The following is a 17,477-nucleotide window of genomic DNA, read 5'->3' as shown; positions in this document are numbered from 1 at the left end:
CGACCCGGAGAGGCTCACGGACACTGAGCACGAACCGCCAGCTGACGTTCCGCGAGGATGCGCAGCAGATCCAGAGGACGCCCAAGGCCGCGATAGCATCCCCCTCGCATGATGATGAAATCCTCGTCACGATGAATGTCCCGGCGCCCGAGCAGCTTGGCCGACAGACGCTCGAGCGGCTCATCTTCCTCGACACGCAGTGAATGGGTCTGCATGACCTCATGGATCGCTCGTCGTCCGTGCAGCTCCGGTCCGAAGCGCTGATTCAGCAATCCCAGCAGTCGATGGCGGATGATCATGCCGACCGGCCGCTGCTGCGCGTCCACCACTGCCAGCGCCATCAATTCCGGCTCGGCATGCAGACGCTCGGCCACCTCCTCGAGACAGGTATCCTGCAGTACCGGCGCCACCTGCCGCAGCAGGCTGCCGGCACCGAGTGCCAGAGGCGCGGCATGCCGGCGGCGACTCAGACGATGCAGGCGCTGCTCGAGGCCGGCACGCTGGTCAGCAGGGTCCACCTCGGCGCTCGCAAACAGCCAGCCTTGCAGATACTCGGCCCCCAGCTGAGACACGCATTCCATCTCGCCTTCCTGCTCGATGCCTTCCGCGATCACCTGACTGCCACTGCCGTGGGCGATGTCGATGATCGAGCGCACGAAACGCCGCTTGAGCGAATCCTGATGAATACCGCTGATGAAGTGTCGGTCGATCTTGACGAAGTCAGGCTGAACCGCCGACCACAGCTTGAGGCTGGCGTACCCTTCACCGAGGTCATCCAGCGCGATGGCGAAGCCCATCGACTGGTAATGGCAGACGGCCTCACGCATCAGTGCCGGGTCAAGCCCCGGGGTCTGCTCAGTCAACTCGATGACGACCTGATGCGGATGCAGCCCATGGCGATGCAGGAGATGACGCGTCAGTCCCCGAGAATGCGCACTGTCCAGCAGCACCTCCGGCGACACGTTCAGGAACAGGCGCTCACTCAGGCCCTGCTCGGCCCATTGCTCAAGCGCCAGCTCACGACAGAGGCCGTCCAGCTCGGCGAGGCGCCGATGCTGGCGAGCCGCCTCGAACATCGCCATCGGTGAGCGCAAGCTGCATCCCGCAGCAGCGCGCGCGAGTGCCTCGTAGGCGAAGACCTCACGGCCATCTGCCGCCACGATGGGCTGGAAATGCATCCGCAACTGGCGAAGACGCAGCAACGCCTCCAGCGCCTGGCCGGATTCGGGAGTGGATGCCTCAGCTAAAGCGGGATGCGGGGATGGCAGCATGCCAGAATCAAAGCATGCTGATATGACAGGAAAATGACACGGGGCGGTGATGTGTCAGCGAAGGGTCGGGCACATCACCGCGGTGCTGCCGTGCAAGGACGCCTTGCGACGAGCCTGCCCGGTCGTGGCTGGCCAATACGCTCATGCCACGCCGGAAGTGGACGCCTTACAGCGAGTTGGGGTCGATGGCCTTGCCGAGGGAATTGCGGTCGATCCACTTGCCGGCCTTGGTTTCCTTGTAACGGAAGACCACCATGTCGCCCGCGACGACCGGCACTTCACTGTCTTCGGTCTGATAGCTGTAGCTCTCGCCCTCCACGACCAGCGTGAAGCGATAGAGATCCGGCATGCCCAGCCATTCCTTGAAAGGCCCTTCGCGCTCAAGGCTCTCCAGCGTACCGCGTCCCTGAAGCTTGGGAGTGCGTGCGCGTCCGCGCCCAAATCCACCTGCCATGCTATCTCCTCCCCGTCAGTGCGGGTCTTGCGGGGCGACGTCGCTGCCGCCGCCCGGGTACATGTTTGATGCGCATGCGCATCACGTCATTCAGCGAAGGCCTGGCCATAACTGTCTGGCGCCAGGTCCTCGAAACGGGTGTACTTGCCGATGAAGGCCATGTGAACGGTGCCGATGGGGCCGTTACGCTGCTTGCCGATGATCAGCTCGGCCAAGCCCTTGTTGTCGGGATTGTCCTTGTTGTAGACCTCATCACGGTAGACGAAGGCGATGACATCGGCGTCCTGCTCGATGGCGCCGGATTCACGCAGATCCGACATCACGGGGCGCTTGTTGGGACGCTGCTCAAGCGAGCGGTTCAGCTGCGAGAGCGCCACCACCGGGCAAGCGAATTCCTTGGCCAGACCCTTGAGCGAGCGCGAGATCTCGGAGATCTCGGCAGTACGGTTCTCGGACAGTCCCGGCACCTGCATCAATTGCAGGTAATCGATCATGATCAGGCCGATGCCGCCGTGTTCGCGCGCCATGCGGCGACAGCGTGAGCGCATCTCGTTGGGCGACAGGGCCGCCGTGTCATCGACGAACAGCTGCTTGTCCTTGAGCAGGTTGACCGCCGAGGTCAGCCGCGGCCAATCCTCGTCATCCAGCTGACCGGTACGCACCTTGGTCTGATCGATGCGGCCCAGCGAGGAGATCATGCGCAGCATCAGCGATTCGGCCGGCATCTCCATCGAGAACACGGCCACCGGCTTGTCGCCGGAGACCACGGCATGCTCGACCAGGTTCATGGCGAAGGTGGTCTTGCCCATCGAGGGGCGCCCCGCGATGATCACCAGGTCCGATGGCTGCAGACCGGAGGTCATGTCATCCAGGTCCCGGAAGCCAGTCGAGAGGCCGGTCATCTGGCCCTTGAGATTGAACAGCTCATCGATGCGGTCCACCGCGCCGGTCAGCAGCTGACTCATGCCCTTGGGGCCGCCGCTCTTGGGGCGTGATTCGCTGATCTGGAACACCAGACGCTCGGCCTCGTTGACCAGCTCGTCGGCGTCCCGCCCCTGAGGGCTGAAGGAGCTCTCGGCGATCTGGTTGGCCGCCTGGATCAGCTTGCGCAGCGTCGCGCGCTCGCGAACGATGTCGGCATAGGCCTTGATGTTGCTGGCCGAGGGCGTATTGCGCGCAAGCTCGGCGAGGGTCGCAAGCCCGCCGACCGACTCCAGCTGGTCACGGCTTTCCAGCAACTCGGACAACGTGACCACATCCAGCGGCCGGCTGCTGCCCACCAGCTGGGACATGGCGTTGTAGACCAGACGATGCTCGTAGCGATAGAAGTCGTCGGCCACCAGTCGCTCGGACACCGTGTCCCAGGCGCTGTTGTCCAGCATCAAACCGCCGAGGACCGATTGCTCGGCCTCCAGCGAATTGGGGGGCACCTTGAGCGCCGCCGTCTCGCGATCCTGATCCTGCATCTCGCTCATGCCTGGCTGACTCCTGCTGATGACTGACACGCCCGCGGGAACCTCCATTTTCGTGCATCGCCGCGAGCCTGCCAACCATCGCGACCGCACATGATGCTCTACCTCACGGGGGCAGGCATTCTACCGGATTTTGCCTGTCACCGCCCTGCCCGCGTGCAGAGGATTTTCCCTGTCACGCCCGACAAAGAAACGCCAGACACAAAAAAACCGCCCCCGCATCCAGGATGCGAGGGCGGTTCGAGTACCACCTGTGGCGGCAGCGCCGGATCACCGGGCAGCCACCACGGATCAACGATTACTCGCCGACCACGACCACACGAACAGTGGCAGTCACTTCAGCGTGCAGCTGCAGCACGATGTCGTATTCGCCAGTGTTGCGCAGCGGGCCTTCCGGCATGCGGACTTCGCTCTTGGCGATGTCGATGCCGGACTGGGCGATGGCTTCGGCCAGATCACGCGGACCGATGGAACCGAACAGCTTGCCTTCTTCGCCAGCCTTGGCGACCAGGGACAGTTCGATTTCGTTCAGCTGAGCGGCACGCGCTTCAGCTTCGGCCTTGCGCTCTGCAACCTGTGCTTCCAGCTCAGCGCGCTGAGCTTCGAAAGCCGCCTGGTTTTCGGCAGTGGCCGGAACAGCCAGACCGTACGGCAGCAGATAGTTGCGACCGAAACCAGCCTTGACGGACACCTGGTCACCCAAGTTGCCCAGCTTGCCAATCTTGTCGAGCAGAATGACTTGCATCTCGTAAACCTCTTATCGATGACTGCCAGCAAGACGTGCGCGAAGATCCGCAAAGACGTCAACAAGAGCCAGCAGCAGCAAAATCAGAATCGTGGGCCAGGTCGTCAGCAGCAGAAAGTAGACGCCGACCAACCATAACCCGCTCATCCCCTTTAACCCGATATAGCCATGCACCAGGGCAATGCCGGCCACGAACAACGGTATCCAGATCAGCAGGAGCACTGCAGGCACATCGAGGAAGACCCCGATGATGCCGCAGGCTGCCAGTATCAGGACTTCTCGCGGGCTCAGCCGGAAGGCATGAAACTCGTGACGAAATCCACCCGGATTGTAGATCCCGGACTGCCAGCTGCGCGCCAGGGCCAGACAGGCCGTGGCGGCCAGCAGGACCACCAACCCGGTAATACCGCCGATGACCAACCCTGCGAGCTGTTCAGTCGGCACACCTTGAGCGGCAAAGTCGCTCAAGCGTGCATCAAGCTCAGGGGCATTCTGACGAATGCTCTCAAGCAGTGGACCAGCCCCGCCTGGTGGCAGGAATATCCCGGACTGCACCATCATTGCCGCTGTCAGGCTGGCGCCAATCAGCGCCTCCCCCCATCGCATGCGAGCACGCAGCAGGGTTGCCATCAACGTGACCAGCAACACGGTCGCCAATGGCACCGGATCGCCTTGTGTCCACCACCAGCCTGCCGGAATGGCAGCGGCGATGAACACGGGTGCGGCTGGCGCAAGGCCACGCCGAAGCGTGACCAGCGCACTGATGGAGGCACTGAACCAGAAGAACCAGGGCAGAAGACCCGTCAGCAGTGCAATCGCGATGCACTGCAACGGTCCGCGCATGGCCCAACGTGCCAATGCCAGCATCATGGTGTCGCCTTACTGGTGGCTGTCGCTGTACGGCAGCAGTGCCAGGTAGCGCGCACGCTTGATGGCAGTCGCCAGCTGACGCTGATAACGCGCCTTGGTGCCGGTGATGCGGCTCGGGACGATCTTGCCGGTCTCGGTGATGTAAGACTTCAGGACTTCGATGTCCTTGTAGTCGATCTGCTTCACGCCTTCAGCGGTGAAGCGGCAGAACTTGCGACGACGGAAAAAACGTGCCATTGCAATGACCTCCTGGGGGTGCGGTATCAGTTAGCGTCTTGAGTTTCGGCTTCGTCACGCTTGTCTTCGCGACGCGGACGCTTCTCTTCAGCCGGCTTCATCATCGGAGACGGCTCGATGGCCGCTTCCTTTGCACGCACAACCAGGTTACGGATGACGGCGTCGTTGAAACGGAAGATGGTCTCGAGTTCCTCGACCACTTCACCGGTAGTTTCGACGTTCATCAGCACGTAGTGGGCCTTGTGGATCTTGTTGATCGGGTAGGCCAGGTGACGGCGACCCCAATCTTCCAGACGATGCACAGTACCGCCGGCTTCGGTCACGATGGAGGTGTAACGCTCGATCATGGCCGGAACCTGTTCGCTCTGGTCCGGGTGGACCATGAACACGATCTCGTAGTGACGCATGGCTTGGCTCCTTTCGGTTTGACAGCCTCCACGGCGCGTCTCGGGCCGGGAAGCAAGGAGTGGAGTGATTACTACGGTTGTGTCATTCGGGCTCGAAAGCCACGTACAACGCGCGCGGGCGAGGACAGGTGCCCCCATGCCGCGCATTCACTGCAGACTGCACTTCACAGAACCGCAGTATTGTAGAGAGGTGTCAAGGGCTTGGCAAGCGACACGTCGCGAGGCACGCCTCATGCCCTGACACCCCCATTCTTGCTGTCAGCCGTTGCGGCGCTGACGAACGGCTTCAAACAGGCAGATACCGGCCGCGACCGAGACATTCAGACTCGAGACACTGCCCGCCATCGGCAGCTTGATCAGGCTGTCGCAGTGCTCGCGCGTCAGACGACGCATGCCCTTGCCCTCAGCGCCCATCACGATGGCCACCGGCCCGGTGAAATCGGCCTCGAAGGCCATGGCCTCGGCTTCGCCAGCCGTACCCAGCACCCAGACACCGGCTTCCTTCATGGCATCCAGCGTGCGGGCCAGGTTGGTGACCTGATAGACCGGCACCACTTCCGCTGCCCCACAGGCGACCTTGCGCACGGTCGCGTTCAGGGAGGCGGACTTGTCCTTGGGCACGATGACACCATGGGCACCGGCGGCATCGGCGCTGCGCAGACAGGCCCCGAGGTTGTGCGGATCCGTGACCGAATCCAGCACCAGAAACAGCGGGGCTTCCTCATGGGACCAGCCATCGAGGCGCAGCTTGAGGCCAGTCTCGTTCTCGGTGGCAAGCGGCGCGCACAGAGCAACCAGCCCCTGATGGGCACCACCGCCGGTGGACAGCGCATCCAGCTCCTCACGCGCCTTCAAGGTGACGCGTGAACCAGCGGCACGCGCCTGCTCGATGATCTCGTTCAGACGCAGCTCGGCCTCGCCTGCCTGCACCCACAGCTCGCTCGGTGCGCGGCCGCGTGCCAGCAAGGCTTCCACGGCGTGTACACCATAGACGGCTTCCAGGCCACCGGGGATCTTCGGTGCGCCAGTGCGAGCGCCACCTCTGCGGGCCCCGCCACGTTCCTGGCGCTGAGCGCCACCACGCTCACCCCTTGAGTGCTCGCCTCGAGAGTGCTCACTTCGAGAATGGCTACCGCGCTCGCCAGCGGGCTTGCCGCGGCCGGGCTTGCGCCCCTTGTCCTGACTCATAGTGCCTTCCTGCCTGATGGCCCTGACAGGGCCCTGTCACTTGGACGGAAACTGAGCTGTCGCCATGGCGACAGCCATGAAATCCTGCGAACTCACGGCCGTGCAACGCATCAGCCCCGACCATGGCCGGGGCTGATGAATGCTGCGCGGTGAATCTTGCCGGCGGTCAGCTGCGGCCGTTGCCGCGACGCCCGCGAGAACGGGAGCCGCGCTTGCGCGACGGATCATCCTTGCCAGCGGCACCCATCGGCGCGACTGCCGCGAACGGACTGTCAGCAGATTCCGGACCGCTCGGCACCGCCGGGCGCGCCGCTGCCGGAGACTCAGGCGCGGACGGACGCTCTTTACCGGTGGAGGGCTTGCGCTCGCCGCGACCGGAACGCTCATCACGCTCGCTGCGCGGCTTGCGGGCAGGACTCTCCTGCGCAGGCGTCTCGGACGCTCCGTCCGTACCGCCACCCTGGCCTTCCTGACTGACTTCTTCCGTCAGGGATTTGAGGCGCTCGCGCTCACGCTTGCCGGGACGACCCTTAGGGGCAGATTCCTTGCCGGAGGCTGCACCGCTCTTGCCGCTTGCGGGCTTGTCAGCATCACGCTCGCTGCTGCGTGCCTTGCGCGGCTTGCGCTTGGGACGCGGCGTCGGGTCACTGAGCATGAAGTCGATCTTGCGCTCATCCATGTCGACGCGAGCCACCTGGACGGTGACGCCATCGCCGAGACCATAGCTGACGCCGGCACGCTCACCCTTGAGACGATGCTTCTCGGCCTCGTAGTGGTAGTAGTCGGACGGCAGCGAGGAGATGTGCAGCAGACCTTCGACGTAGTAGGCATCCAGACGCACGAACAGGCCGAACTGGGTGACCGCCGCGACGGTACCCTCCAGCACTTCACCGACCTTGTCCTTCATGAACTCGCACTTGAGCCAGTCGTTGACGTCACGCGTCGCCTCATCGGCGCGGCGCTCGGTCATCGAGCAGTGCTCACCCAGCTCGAGCATCTGCTCGAAGGTGTACGGGCACCATTTGGTCGGACGCTCGGTCACGGCATCTTCGGCGCGCAGCACGGTGTCGGTCTTGCGCGGACCACGGATGACGGAACGGATCGCACGGTGCACCAGCAGATCGGGATAACGACGGATCGGCGAGGTGAAGTGGGCGTAGGCATCGTAGGCCAGACCGAAGTGACCTTCGTTCTGCGGCGAGTAGACCGCCTGGGTCATGCTGCGCAGCATCACGGTCTGGATGATGTCGAGGTCCGGGCGCTCGGCGATCGAGGCACGCAGTGCCTGGAAGTCCTTCGGCTGTGGCTCATCGCCACCTTCCAGCGTCAGACCCAGCTCACCCAGGAAGGCGCGCAGGTTGTTGAGACGCTCAGGTGCCGGCTGCTTGTGGACACGATAGAGGGCCGGCAGATCGTGCAGGTCCAGGAAGCGCGCCGTGGCGACGTTGGCCGCCAGCATGCATTCCTCGATGAGCTTGTGCGCGTCATTGCGCGTACGCGGCACGATCTGTTCGATCTTGCGCTCATCGTTGAACAGGATCTGCGTCTCGGTGGTCTCGAAGTCGATGGCACCACGCTTGTCGCGCGCCTTGCGCAACACACCGTACAGCGCGTGCAGGTTGTGCAGCGACGGCAGCAGTTCGTTGTACTGCTGACACAGTGCCTGACCTTCCTCACTTTCCGGGTCCGTCAGCATGGTGCCGACCTTCTCGTAGGTCAGACGCGCATGGGAACGGATCACGGCTTCGAAGAAGCGATAGTCGAGCATCTCGCCATCGGCGGCGGAAATGGTCAGCTCACAGACCAGCGTCAGACGATCGACATGCGGGTTGAGCGAGCACAGACCATTGGAGAGCAGCTCCGGCAGCATCGGCACGACCTGACCCGGGAAATAGACCGAGTTGCCGCGCACGTAGCCTTCCTGATCCAGCGGACTGCCGCCACGCACGTAATGCGATACATCGGCGATGGCGACCAGCAGCTTCCAGTTGCCGTTGTCGTCCTGCCAGGCGCAGACGGCGTCATCGAAGTCCTTCGCGTCTTCGCCATCGATGGTGACCAGTGGCGTCTCGCGCAGGTCGATACGCCCCTTCTTGTCCTCTTCCAGCACTTCGGCGGAGATGGTCGAGATCTGGTCCTCGACTTCCGGCGGGAATTCGCTGGGGATGTCATGCGAGCGGATCGCGATGTCGATCTCCATGCCCGGGTCCATGCGCTCACCGAGCACCTCGACCACTTCCCCCACCGGCTGCACGCGTGTCGCGGGCTGCTGGGTAATGCGCACGGACACCACCTGACCGTCCTTGGCACCATTGGCCACACGGTTGGGGATGATCACTTCCTGCGCGATGCGCGAATTCTCCGGAATCAGTACCCCGAAGTCCGGCTCGGATTGGCGATAGATGCCGACGAGCGTCTGGGTATTGTGAGCCAGCACCTCGACGATGGTGACTTCATCACGACCACGGCGATCACGTCCGCTGACGCGCGCCAGCACCTGATCACCATGGAAGACGCGACGCATCTGGCGCGGCGGCACGGCAAGATCCGGCTTGACGCCATCTTCGCGCGCCAGGAAACCGAAACCATCGCGATGGCCGACGATACGGCCACGGATCAGGTCCAGCTTGTCGATCAGTGCATAGGCACCACGACGATTGCGCAGCACCTGGCCATCACGCTCCATGGCATTGAGGCGACGGCGCACGGCTTCCTGCTGCTCGTCGTCCTCGAAACCGAGCATGCGGCTCATGTTCTCGTGGGTAATGGGCTTGCCATACTCTTCCAGCTTGTCGAGAAGATACTCGCGACTGGGGATGGGCTTGTCGTACTTATGGGCTTCGCGTTCCGCGTGCGGGTCGTCGCTGAGCGTCCATTGGGTCATTAATCAGGATTCCTTGACGATGAATTCGAGACGGGCAGCGGGCGCGGCACGGAATGACTGGTTGTCTCTCATGCGCGCATTATAGCCCCTACCATTGGGCCGACCCAACCATTCCCCAACCTTCCGACTCCCGGAAGCTCGTCAGAGTGATGCAGGAGGCCTCATTTCATGGCTTTCTTCCATGACTTTGCCAAGCGCTTGTTTTTCCATCGGGTCTTCCAAAGCTTGCACCATCTCGAAGTTCCGGCCAGCAAGGCAGACGACCGAGATGCGTCATGCAGCCCCTGACGTCACAAATAAAACAGAAACCTCTTGCATTCCCTCAGAAGATCCGTATTATTCGGCACCACTTGCCCAGATGGCGGAATTGGTAGACGCGCTAGCTTCAGGTGCTAGTGTCCGTATGGACGTGGAGGTTCAAGTCCTCTTCTGGGCACCAATTTCAGGTTTCATGTTGACGTGACACACGTTAGGATGGATACCGGAAAACGGGTAAAGCATTCAAGTTTCAACAACTTGGACTGCTGATCCGGGTCCTTGGACCAAAACGAGTTCTGATGTCTGCCCAGGTGGCGGAATTGGTAGACGCGCTAGCTTCAGGTGCTAGTATCCGTAAGGATGTGGAGGTTCAAGTCCTCTCCTGGGCACCACGGACGTCAGACTCACGATGAACGACCCCTGTATCGCGCTTCGCCCAGATGGCGGAATTGGTAGACGCGCTAGCTTCAGGTGCTAGTATCCGTAAGGATGTGGAGGTTCAAGTCCTCTTCTGGGCACCACGATGCGCACTCGAACAGGGAACATGGTATCCACTACCAAGGATGTCATGATCGTTCCGCTGCAAGGCTCTGCTCTTGAGACTTCAGCACACAACTTGATGCCCAGATGGCGGAATTGGTAGACGCGCTAGCTTCAGGTGCTAGTGTCCGTATGGACGTGGAGGTTCAAGTCCTCTTCTGGGCACCATCAAGTTGTCATCCGATGTACTTTCTCGCAGCGCCCGCTGCTCACATCGCGATACTCTCCCCCCTGCTATCAGCTTCATTGCTTTATCCAGACCTGCAGCGCCCTGCGTTGTCTTTCACGTGCTCCGAGAAACACAGATCCCCCCTACGCCTGCTGACTTGTCCACACCCGCTTCCACTGCCTGGCCTGTGGATGGATTTCCTGCGACTGCGCGACGAATATCCCCGGACGCATCCTTCTGCACGACCCATTGCCTCCCCTGCGCCATCAGAGTCATCAGACACTCAATAGCGTGACGGGATGCGGCTGAAACTCTCGACCTGCCATCCATCACGACGTACCGAGGCTTCCAGGCGCTGCTCGATATCGTCCGGCAACTCGTGGAAGAAATCGAAACCGGTGAGAGATTCGATTCTATCGATGCTGACCAGAAAGCGATCCAATGGCTCATCCCCTCTTACCTGCTGAGGAAAGAGAAACGCCAGGGCGCGAGGCGCCTGCCGAGCATTGCCGGGCGAGACGATGATCTTGTAGAAACCATCCGGAATCTCGATCAGATTCGGCAGACGCTCGATCTCTCCCGTGAAGACCGGGCCTGCGGTGATCCACAGCGCCTCTTCCCGCGGCAGAATCCTGTCCATGATGGCCGCCTCGAGTCGCTGCCACAGCTTGCGATTGAGCGCCGGTGTCTGTGGCGAGATATTGGTCATGCGAAACGTCTGATGCTGGGCCTTGACCCCGTAGATCTTGCCGATGGCGTAGTTGGGCGCCAGGTGTCCGCGGTCGTAGCCACTGTTGCGATAGCTGTCCGGTGTGACGGGCCATAGCGAGCGCCAGTCGCGCTCGAACTCGTCAGGACGCTCCCCCAGCCGCGACCCCTGGGTATTCTCGAGACGCCATGTCACCCATAACGGATTGGCGCGCAGATCCGACCACCCCACCAGGTAGGCATCGCTGCGCAAGCCACGCGCCAGCGTCTTCCAGTCAAGTTCACGTGCCTCTGGCACTCCCTGCCAGGCGTAGAACTGCTGGTAATCACGCTCCTGCCACCACCACAGCCCACCTCCCACCAGCGCGAATGCCACGCTGACGCCAAACCCTCGCCACAGCTTGCGACCGGCCGAGCGAATATCCTCCATCACATCCAGCATCCCGCCATTTCCTTCTTGTCGTTGCCATTGCCTCGGCAAGGCATGCGCTCGTCATTCCGTCACGACCCGCAAGCCGCAGCAACTTCATTCACGTTCTACCGTAGCATTCCATCATGCCAGAGTTCCGTTCGCGAGGCTGACGGCCGCCCCAACTCAAGCCACAATAAGCAGGCAGCACTTGCTTCATGCACCATCAGCGAGCAGATATCCACGAGGGGGATCATCCCGACGGCGGATACCGCAGAATCTGACCGCATGATCAGTATCTGGCATGCCACCTGCATCTTCCCGTACCAGGATGCTTGCGACCAGCCGCGCCACACAGAGCGCTCATCAAGACGCCCGTGGCACGAGTGACACTGCAACGATCGACATGAAAGCGCCTCCTGACAGGCGAGCCGTGACCGCAGCACATCCCACCGGCTGTGCTCCAACGATGAGAAGGAATCTGACCATGGCTGATCAAAGCCGTCGTAACTTCATGCGCAACAGCCTGCTGGGGCTTGCCGCCCTGCCACTGGGCGCTGCCGTGCTCTCGCCGCGCGCCCTTGCCGCCGACCTGCCCCCACTGGATACCGACAACCCGCAGGCAAAGGCGCTCCACTATGTGGAAGATGCCAGCGAAGCCAGTGATCACCCCGCCTTCAAGCCCGGCTCCGACTGCACCAACTGCATGTTCTACAAGCCGGAGAACAAGGGCTGTCAGCTATTCCCCAGCAATAGCGTGGCACCCGAAGGCTGGTGCCAGTCCTGGACCAAGCGCCCGGCATGATACCGGCGGCGCCTCGGACCTGATACGAGAAGACCGCCTCGGGAGCCAATCCCGAGGCGGTCTTTTTCATGGCTGTGTTACCGGGACCAGACGTCAGCTCGCAGTGGATCCGGAAGCATCCTCCGGCAACGGCCATTGGTAGCGGCGCGCGATCTCATCCTGCTCCAATGATTCGAGATGCACCGGGAACCCCCACAACTGATGCAGATAGCGCATCACGGGATAGACGCTGCGTGACAGCGGGCGACGATCATCCTGGACATGGCGCAGCGTCAGCGAGCGATCTCCCCGGATATTCGCGGCCCACACCTGGATGTTCGGCTCGCGATGGCTGAGCGCATATTGCACCGACAGCGCCTCTCGAATGCGCTTGTAGCCTCGACTATCGTGAATGGCATCGATGAGAAGATGCTCATCACTGTCGTCATCCACCAGCGAGAACAGCTTGAGATCACGGATCACCTTGGGCGACAGGAACTGCTGGATGAAGGACTCGTCCTTGAAGTTGCGCATCGCGAAATGCACCGTCTCCAACCAGTCACTGCCGGCGATGTCGGGGAACCACTCACGGTCCTCGTCGTCAGGATTCTCGCAGATGCGCTTGATGTCCATGAACATCGCGAAGCCCAGCGCATAGGGGTTGATGCCATTGTAATGCGGGTGATCGAAGCCCGGCTGCTGCACCACCGAGGTGTGCGACTGCAGGAACTCGAGAATCACCCCCTCGCCGATCAGCTGCTCATCATAGAGTTGATTCATGATGGTGTAGTGCCAGAAGCAGGCCCAGCCTTCGTTCATCACCTGGGTCTGGCGCTGCGGATAGAAGTATTGCGCCAGCTTGCGCACGATACGCACCAGCTCCCGCTGCCAGGGCTCCAGCAACGGTGCATTCTTCTCGATGAAGTAGAGCAGGTTCTCCTGAGGCTCAGGAGGGTAGCGACCACGACGATGCAGACCCAGTGGGTCGTTGACCTCATCGATCAACTCATCCTCCTCCTCGGCCTGCGGAATGGTGGTCCACAGCGCATTCACCTGAGCCTGCAGATAGGCCTCACGCTCCTGCTGACGCTGGATCTCCTCTTCCGGCGAGATGGGCGAGGGACGCTTGTAGCGATCGACGCCATAATTCTGGAGCGCATGACAGGCGTCCAGCAGCTGCTCAACCGCATCGACACCATGGCGCTCCTCGCATTCGGACACGTACTTCCGGGCGAAGACGAGGTAATCGATGATCGCCGAGGCATCCGTCCAGGCACGAAACAGGTAATTGCCCTTGAAGAAGCTGTTGTGGCCATAACAGGCATGCGCCATGACCAGAATCTGCATCATCAGGGTGTTCTCTTCCATGAGATAGGCGATGCAGGGATCGGAATTGATCACCAGCTCATAGGCCAGTCCCATCTGTCCGCGCCGATAGGCCTGCTCCACCGAGAGAAACTGCTTGCCGAACGACCAATGGTGATAGCCCACCGGCATGCCGATGCTGGCATAGGCATCCATCATCTGTTCGGAAGTGATGACTTCAATCTGATTGGGGTAGATATCCAGCCGATACTGCGCAGCGATACGCGCGATCTCGTGCTCGAAATGCTCCAGAAGCTCGAAGGTCCAATCGGAGCCACTGGCCGGTTGCTGATTTTCCAGTCGATTATCACGTCTCTGGCTCATGGGGCCTCCCGGCCCGGCAGATGGCCGGGCGCGTCACATGATGCGATCAGGCGCTGATGCGGCGCTTGAACAGCTCTCGAAATACCGGGTAGATATCGCCCGCCTCGACAATCTGCTGCATGGCGAAACGATCCGGAAATTCGGCTTCGACTCGCTCATATTCTTCCCACAATGCCTGGTGTGCATGCGGGGTGATCTCCACGTAGGCGTAATATTGCAGACGCGGCATCAGCTTCTTGATCATCAGCTCGCGACAATTGGTGGAATCGTCATCCCAGTTGTCACCATCGGACGCCTGGGCCACGTAGAGATTCCATTCACCCGCCGGATAGCGGGATTCGATCACTTCATCCAGCAACGTCAGGGCACTGGAGACGATGGTGCCGCCGGTCTCTCGGGAGTAGAAGAACTCTTCCTCATCCACTTCCTTGGCGGCGGTGTGGTGGCGAATGAACACCAGCTCGACCTTCTCGTAGTTGCGCTCCAGAAACAGATAGAGCAACAGGAAGAAGCGCTTGCCGATATCCTTGTGCGCCTGGGTCATCGACCCCGAGACATCCATCACGCAGAACATCACTGCCTTGTTGGACGGCATCGGCTGATTGATGAGGTGGTTGTAGCGCAGATCATAGGTATCGAGAAACGGCACCGCCTTGAGGCGCGCTTCAAGACGCTCGATTTCCGCCTTGAGCTCGGCAATGCGCACCTTGTTGCGCAGCACCGGATCCTTGCGCTCCTCAAGCTCCAGCGCGTCAGTGGCCTCCTTCAGCGCCCGCTTGATGGGGGATCGCATGGCGATACGCCGCGCCTGGGCTGAACGCATCGAGCGCACGATATTGATCCTGGCGGGAGTGCCATCGCGAGCGATGCCCGCCCGCACCGGACGTACTTCATCCATGTCCGCGATCTGCTTGCGCTCCAGATGCGGAAGCTCCAGACCATCGAACACGAATTCGAGAAACTCCTCGCGCGACAGGGTGAAGGCAAAATCATCCTCGCCCTCGCCCTGGTTGGAGGCCTGACCTTCTCCGCTGCCACCGCCGCCGCCGCCACTCGGGCGGCGCATGCGATCACCTTCCACGAACTCCTTGTTGCCCGGGTTGATGACACGCCGCTTGCCGCCCTGGCCATGCTGGAAGACCGGCTCCGAGATATCGCGAGTCGGAATGGAGACTTCCTCGCCACGCTCCATGTCGGTGATGGAGCGCCGATTGACGGCATCCTCCACCGCCCGTTTGATATGGCTGCGGTAGCGCCGGATGAAGCGCTGGCGATTCACCGCACTCTTGTTGCGCGCATTGCTGCGTCGATCAATGAAGTAACTCATTCGCCCTCCTTGCCGGCCTCGCGTTCAGCGAAAGACCGGATGGCAAGTGCCGGCGGCAATCACGCCCGCCGGCAGGCCTGTCGTCAGTCGGCAGGGCTTACTGCGACTTGCGCACTCGCAGATACCACTCGGACAGCAGACGCACCTGCTTCTCGGTATATCCGCGATCCACCATGCGCGCCACGAAATCCTCATGCTTGCGCTGATCCGATGCCGATGCCTTGGCATTGAAGGAGATGACCGGCAGCAACTCTTCGGTATTGGCGAACATCTTCTTCTCGATCACCGCACGCAGCTTCTCGTAGGACTGCCAGCCCGGATTCATCCCGTTGTTCTGCGCGCGAGCGCGCAGCACGAAGTTGACCACTTCATGACGGAAGTCCTTGGGATTGGAGATGCCTGCCGGCTTCTCGATCTTCTCCAGCTCCTCATTGAGCGACTGACGATTGAGCAGCTCGCCAGTCTCGGGGTCACGGTATTCCTGGTCCTGAATCCAGAAATCAGCGTAGGTCACGTAACGATCGAAGATGTTCTGGCCATACTCGGAGTAGGACTCGAGATAGGCGGTCTGGATCTCCTTGCCGATGAAATCGACATAACGTGGGGCCAGATACTCCTTGATGAAGCGCAGGTAACGCTCGTGGGTCTCCTTGGGCAGCTGCTCCTGCTCGAGGCGCTGCTCCAGCACATAGAGCAGGTGCACCGGGTTGGCAGCCACCTCGCTGGCATCGAAGTTGAAGACCTTGGAGAGGATCTTGAAGGCAAAGCGCGTGGACAGACCATCCATGCCCTCATCGACCCCCGCACTGTCACGGTACTCCTGGATCGACTTGGCGCGAGGGTCGGTATCCTTGAGGTTCTCGCCATCGTAGATGCGCATCTTGGAATAGATACTGGAGTTCTCAGGTTCCTGCAGGCGCGACAGCACGATGAACTGGGACAGCATGCGCAAGGTGTCTGGCGCACAGGGCGCATGATTGAGCGACGAGTGCTCCAGCAGCTTGGCGTAGATCTTCACCTCCTCCGAGGCTCGCAGGCAGTAGGGCACCTTGACGATGAACACGCGGTCCAGGAAGGCCTCGTTGTTGCGATTGTTGCGGAAGGCCTGCCACTCGCTCTCATTGGAGTGCGCCAGCACCACGCCATCGAAGGGAATCGCCCCCATGCCTTCGGTCGGGTTGTAGTTGCCTTCCTGAGTCGCGGTCAGCAGCGGGTGAAGCACCTTGATCGGTGCCTTGAACATCTCGACGAATTCCATCAACCCCTGGTTGGCCTTGCACAGCCCGCCGGAGAAGCTGTAGGCATCCGGATCATCCTGGGCATAGAGCTCAAGCTGACGGATATCGACCTTGCCGACCAGCGCGGAAATGTCCTGGTTGTTGTCATCGCCCGGCTCCGTCTTGGAGATGGCGATCTGGTTCAGGCGGGATGGGTAGAGCTTGACGACACGGAACTGACTGAGATCTCCGCCATATTCCTTGAGACGCTTGGCCGCCCAGGGCGACATGGCGCTGCGCATGCAGCGGCGCGGGATGCCATATTCCTTCTCGAGCACCTCGCCATCCTCTTCCAGCGAGAACAGCCCCAGCGGCGACTCGTATACCGGTGACCCCTTGATGGCATAGAAGGGAATCTGCTCCATCAACAGCTTGAGTCGTTCGGCCAGCGATGACTTGCCGCCGCCGACTGGCCCCAGCAGATAGAGAATCTGCTTGCGCTCCTCAAGCCCCTGAGCCGCATGACGGAAGTAGGACACGATCTGCTCGATGGCCTCCTCCATGCCATAGAACTCGGCGAAGCTGGGGTAGCGTCGAATCAGCTTGTTGGAAAAAATCCGGGAAAGACTGGGATCCTTGGCGGTATCGATGACCTCCGGTTCACCGATGGCCGCCAGCATTCTCTCGGCAGCGCTGGCGTAGGCAGAACGATCCTGCCGACATAACTCCAGGTACTCCTGGAGACTCATCTCTTCTTGCTGGACCCGCTCGTAGCGGCTCTGCACGTGATCGAAGATGCTCATGGAAGCCTCCTTGTCGCGACTCGGGGTCGCTGGGACCATCGCCGG

Annotated in this window: 14 protein-coding genes and 4 tRNA genes; 5 read left to right on the top strand and 13 right to left on the bottom strand. The window is 61.3% G+C overall.

The features are described from left to right. Window positions 1-14 precede the first annotated feature (14 nt). The 9 genes from BOH68_RS01590 to rnr all read right to left on the bottom strand — a co-directional run bounded on the left by BOH68_RS01590 (window position 15) and on the right by rnr (window position 9,528). Window positions 15-1,271, bottom strand: coding sequence for an EAL domain-containing protein (locus BOH68_RS01590; RefSeq protein WP_077378815.1), 1,257 nt, complete (start codon window positions 1,269-1,271; stop codon window positions 15-17). Between the two features lie 166 nt (window positions 1,272-1,437). Continuing rightward, window positions 1,438-1,725, bottom strand: coding sequence for a hypothetical protein (locus tag BOH68_RS01585; RefSeq protein ID WP_043334752.1), 288 nt, complete (start codon window positions 1,723-1,725; stop codon window positions 1,438-1,440). 86 nt (window positions 1,726-1,811) lie between these two features. Beyond that, complete coding sequence (gene dnaB, locus BOH68_RS01580; protein ID WP_077379359.1) at window positions 1,812-3,191, bottom strand: replicative DNA helicase; 1,380 nt, start codon at window positions 3,189-3,191, stop codon at window positions 1,812-1,814. Window positions 3,192-3,495: 304 nt separating this feature from the next. Then, on the bottom strand, window positions 3,496-3,942 hold the full coding sequence (gene rplI / locus BOH68_RS01575) for a 50S ribosomal protein L9 (protein ID WP_065392637.1): 447 nt from the start codon (window positions 3,940-3,942) through the stop codon (window positions 3,496-3,498). Window positions 3,943-3,954: 12 nt separating this feature from the next. After that, window positions 3,955-4,809 (bottom strand): hypothetical protein, encoded by an 855-nt coding sequence (locus BOH68_RS01570; protein WP_065392638.1) that lies wholly within the window; start codon window positions 4,807-4,809, stop codon window positions 3,955-3,957. A gap of 12 nt (window positions 4,810-4,821) precedes the next feature. Beyond that, window positions 4,822-5,049, bottom strand: coding sequence for a 30S ribosomal protein S18 (gene rpsR, locus BOH68_RS01565; RefSeq protein ID WP_024952281.1), 228 nt, complete (start codon window positions 5,047-5,049; stop codon window positions 4,822-4,824). 26 nt (window positions 5,050-5,075) lie between these two features. After that, window positions 5,076-5,456 (bottom strand): 30S ribosomal protein S6, encoded by a 381-nt coding sequence (gene rpsF / locus BOH68_RS01560; protein WP_065392636.1) that lies wholly within the window; start codon window positions 5,454-5,456, stop codon window positions 5,076-5,078. Between the two features lie 258 nt (window positions 5,457-5,714). Then, window positions 5,715-6,470, bottom strand: coding sequence for a 23S rRNA (guanosine(2251)-2'-O)-methyltransferase RlmB (gene rlmB / locus BOH68_RS01555; protein WP_255304477.1), 756 nt, complete (start codon window positions 6,468-6,470; stop codon window positions 5,715-5,717). 340 nt (window positions 6,471-6,810) lie between these two features. Beyond that, the gene (gene rnr / locus BOH68_RS01550; RefSeq protein WP_077378808.1) at window positions 6,811-9,528 is read right to left on the bottom strand and encodes a ribonuclease R; all 2,718 of its coding nucleotides are present in this window, start codon (window positions 9,526-9,528) and stop codon (window positions 6,811-6,813) included. Between the two features lie 352 nt (window positions 9,529-9,880). Between rnr and BOH68_RS01545 the strand changes: the two genes are divergently transcribed. From BOH68_RS01545 to BOH68_RS01530, 4 genes are all read left to right on the top strand, one after another. Next, window positions 9,881-9,967, top strand: a tRNA-Leu gene (locus BOH68_RS01545). Window positions 9,968-10,091: 124 nt separating this feature from the next. Beyond that, a tRNA-Leu gene (locus BOH68_RS01540) sits at window positions 10,092-10,178 on the top strand. Window positions 10,179-10,220: 42 nt separating this feature from the next. Continuing rightward, window positions 10,221-10,307 (top strand) — tRNA-Leu (locus tag BOH68_RS01535). A gap of 100 nt (window positions 10,308-10,407) precedes the next feature. Next, window positions 10,408-10,494 (top strand) — tRNA-Leu (locus BOH68_RS01530). 284 nt (window positions 10,495-10,778) lie between these two features. Here BOH68_RS01530 and BOH68_RS01525 read toward each other — a convergent pair. Next, window positions 10,779-11,645 carry a DNA/RNA non-specific endonuclease gene (locus BOH68_RS01525; protein ID WP_258038339.1) on the bottom strand — a complete coding sequence of 289 codons (867 nt, stop codon included), beginning with the start codon at window positions 11,643-11,645 and terminating at the stop codon, window positions 10,779-10,781. A 454-nt stretch (window positions 11,646-12,099) separates the two neighbouring features. On the opposite strand from BOH68_RS01525, the gene BOH68_RS01520 reads away from it, so the two are divergent. Beyond that, window positions 12,100-12,417 (top strand): high-potential iron-sulfur protein, encoded by a 318-nt coding sequence (locus BOH68_RS01520; protein WP_077378804.1) that lies wholly within the window; start codon window positions 12,100-12,102, stop codon window positions 12,415-12,417. Between the two features lie 93 nt (window positions 12,418-12,510). On the opposite strand, the gene BOH68_RS01515 is transcribed toward BOH68_RS01520, so the two are convergent. The 3 genes from BOH68_RS01515 to BOH68_RS01505 all read right to left on the bottom strand — a co-directional run bounded on the left by BOH68_RS01515 (window position 12,511) and on the right by BOH68_RS01505 (window position 17,432). Next, window positions 12,511-14,085, bottom strand: a complete 1,575-nt coding sequence (locus tag BOH68_RS01515) for a SpoVR family protein (RefSeq protein WP_077378801.1) — start codon at window positions 14,083-14,085, stop codon at window positions 12,511-12,513. Window positions 14,086-14,131: 46 nt separating this feature from the next. Then, entirely contained in the window at window positions 14,132-15,412 is a 1,281-nt protein-coding gene (locus BOH68_RS01510) for a YeaH/YhbH family protein (RefSeq protein ID WP_077378799.1), read from the bottom strand. Window positions 15,413-15,509: 97 nt separating this feature from the next. Then, window positions 15,510-17,432, bottom strand: coding sequence for a PrkA family serine protein kinase (locus BOH68_RS01505; RefSeq protein WP_077378796.1), 1,923 nt, complete (start codon window positions 17,430-17,432; stop codon window positions 15,510-15,512). Between the last annotated feature and the right edge of the window lie 45 nt (window positions 17,433-17,477).

Origin of the sequence: Cobetia sp. MM1IDA2H-1, from assembly GCF_002916775.2 — a bacterium.
Taxonomy (GTDB): domain Bacteria; phylum Pseudomonadota; class Gammaproteobacteria; order Pseudomonadales; family Halomonadaceae; genus Cobetia; species Cobetia marina.
This window is presented reverse-complemented; position numbering and strand designations above follow the sequence as displayed.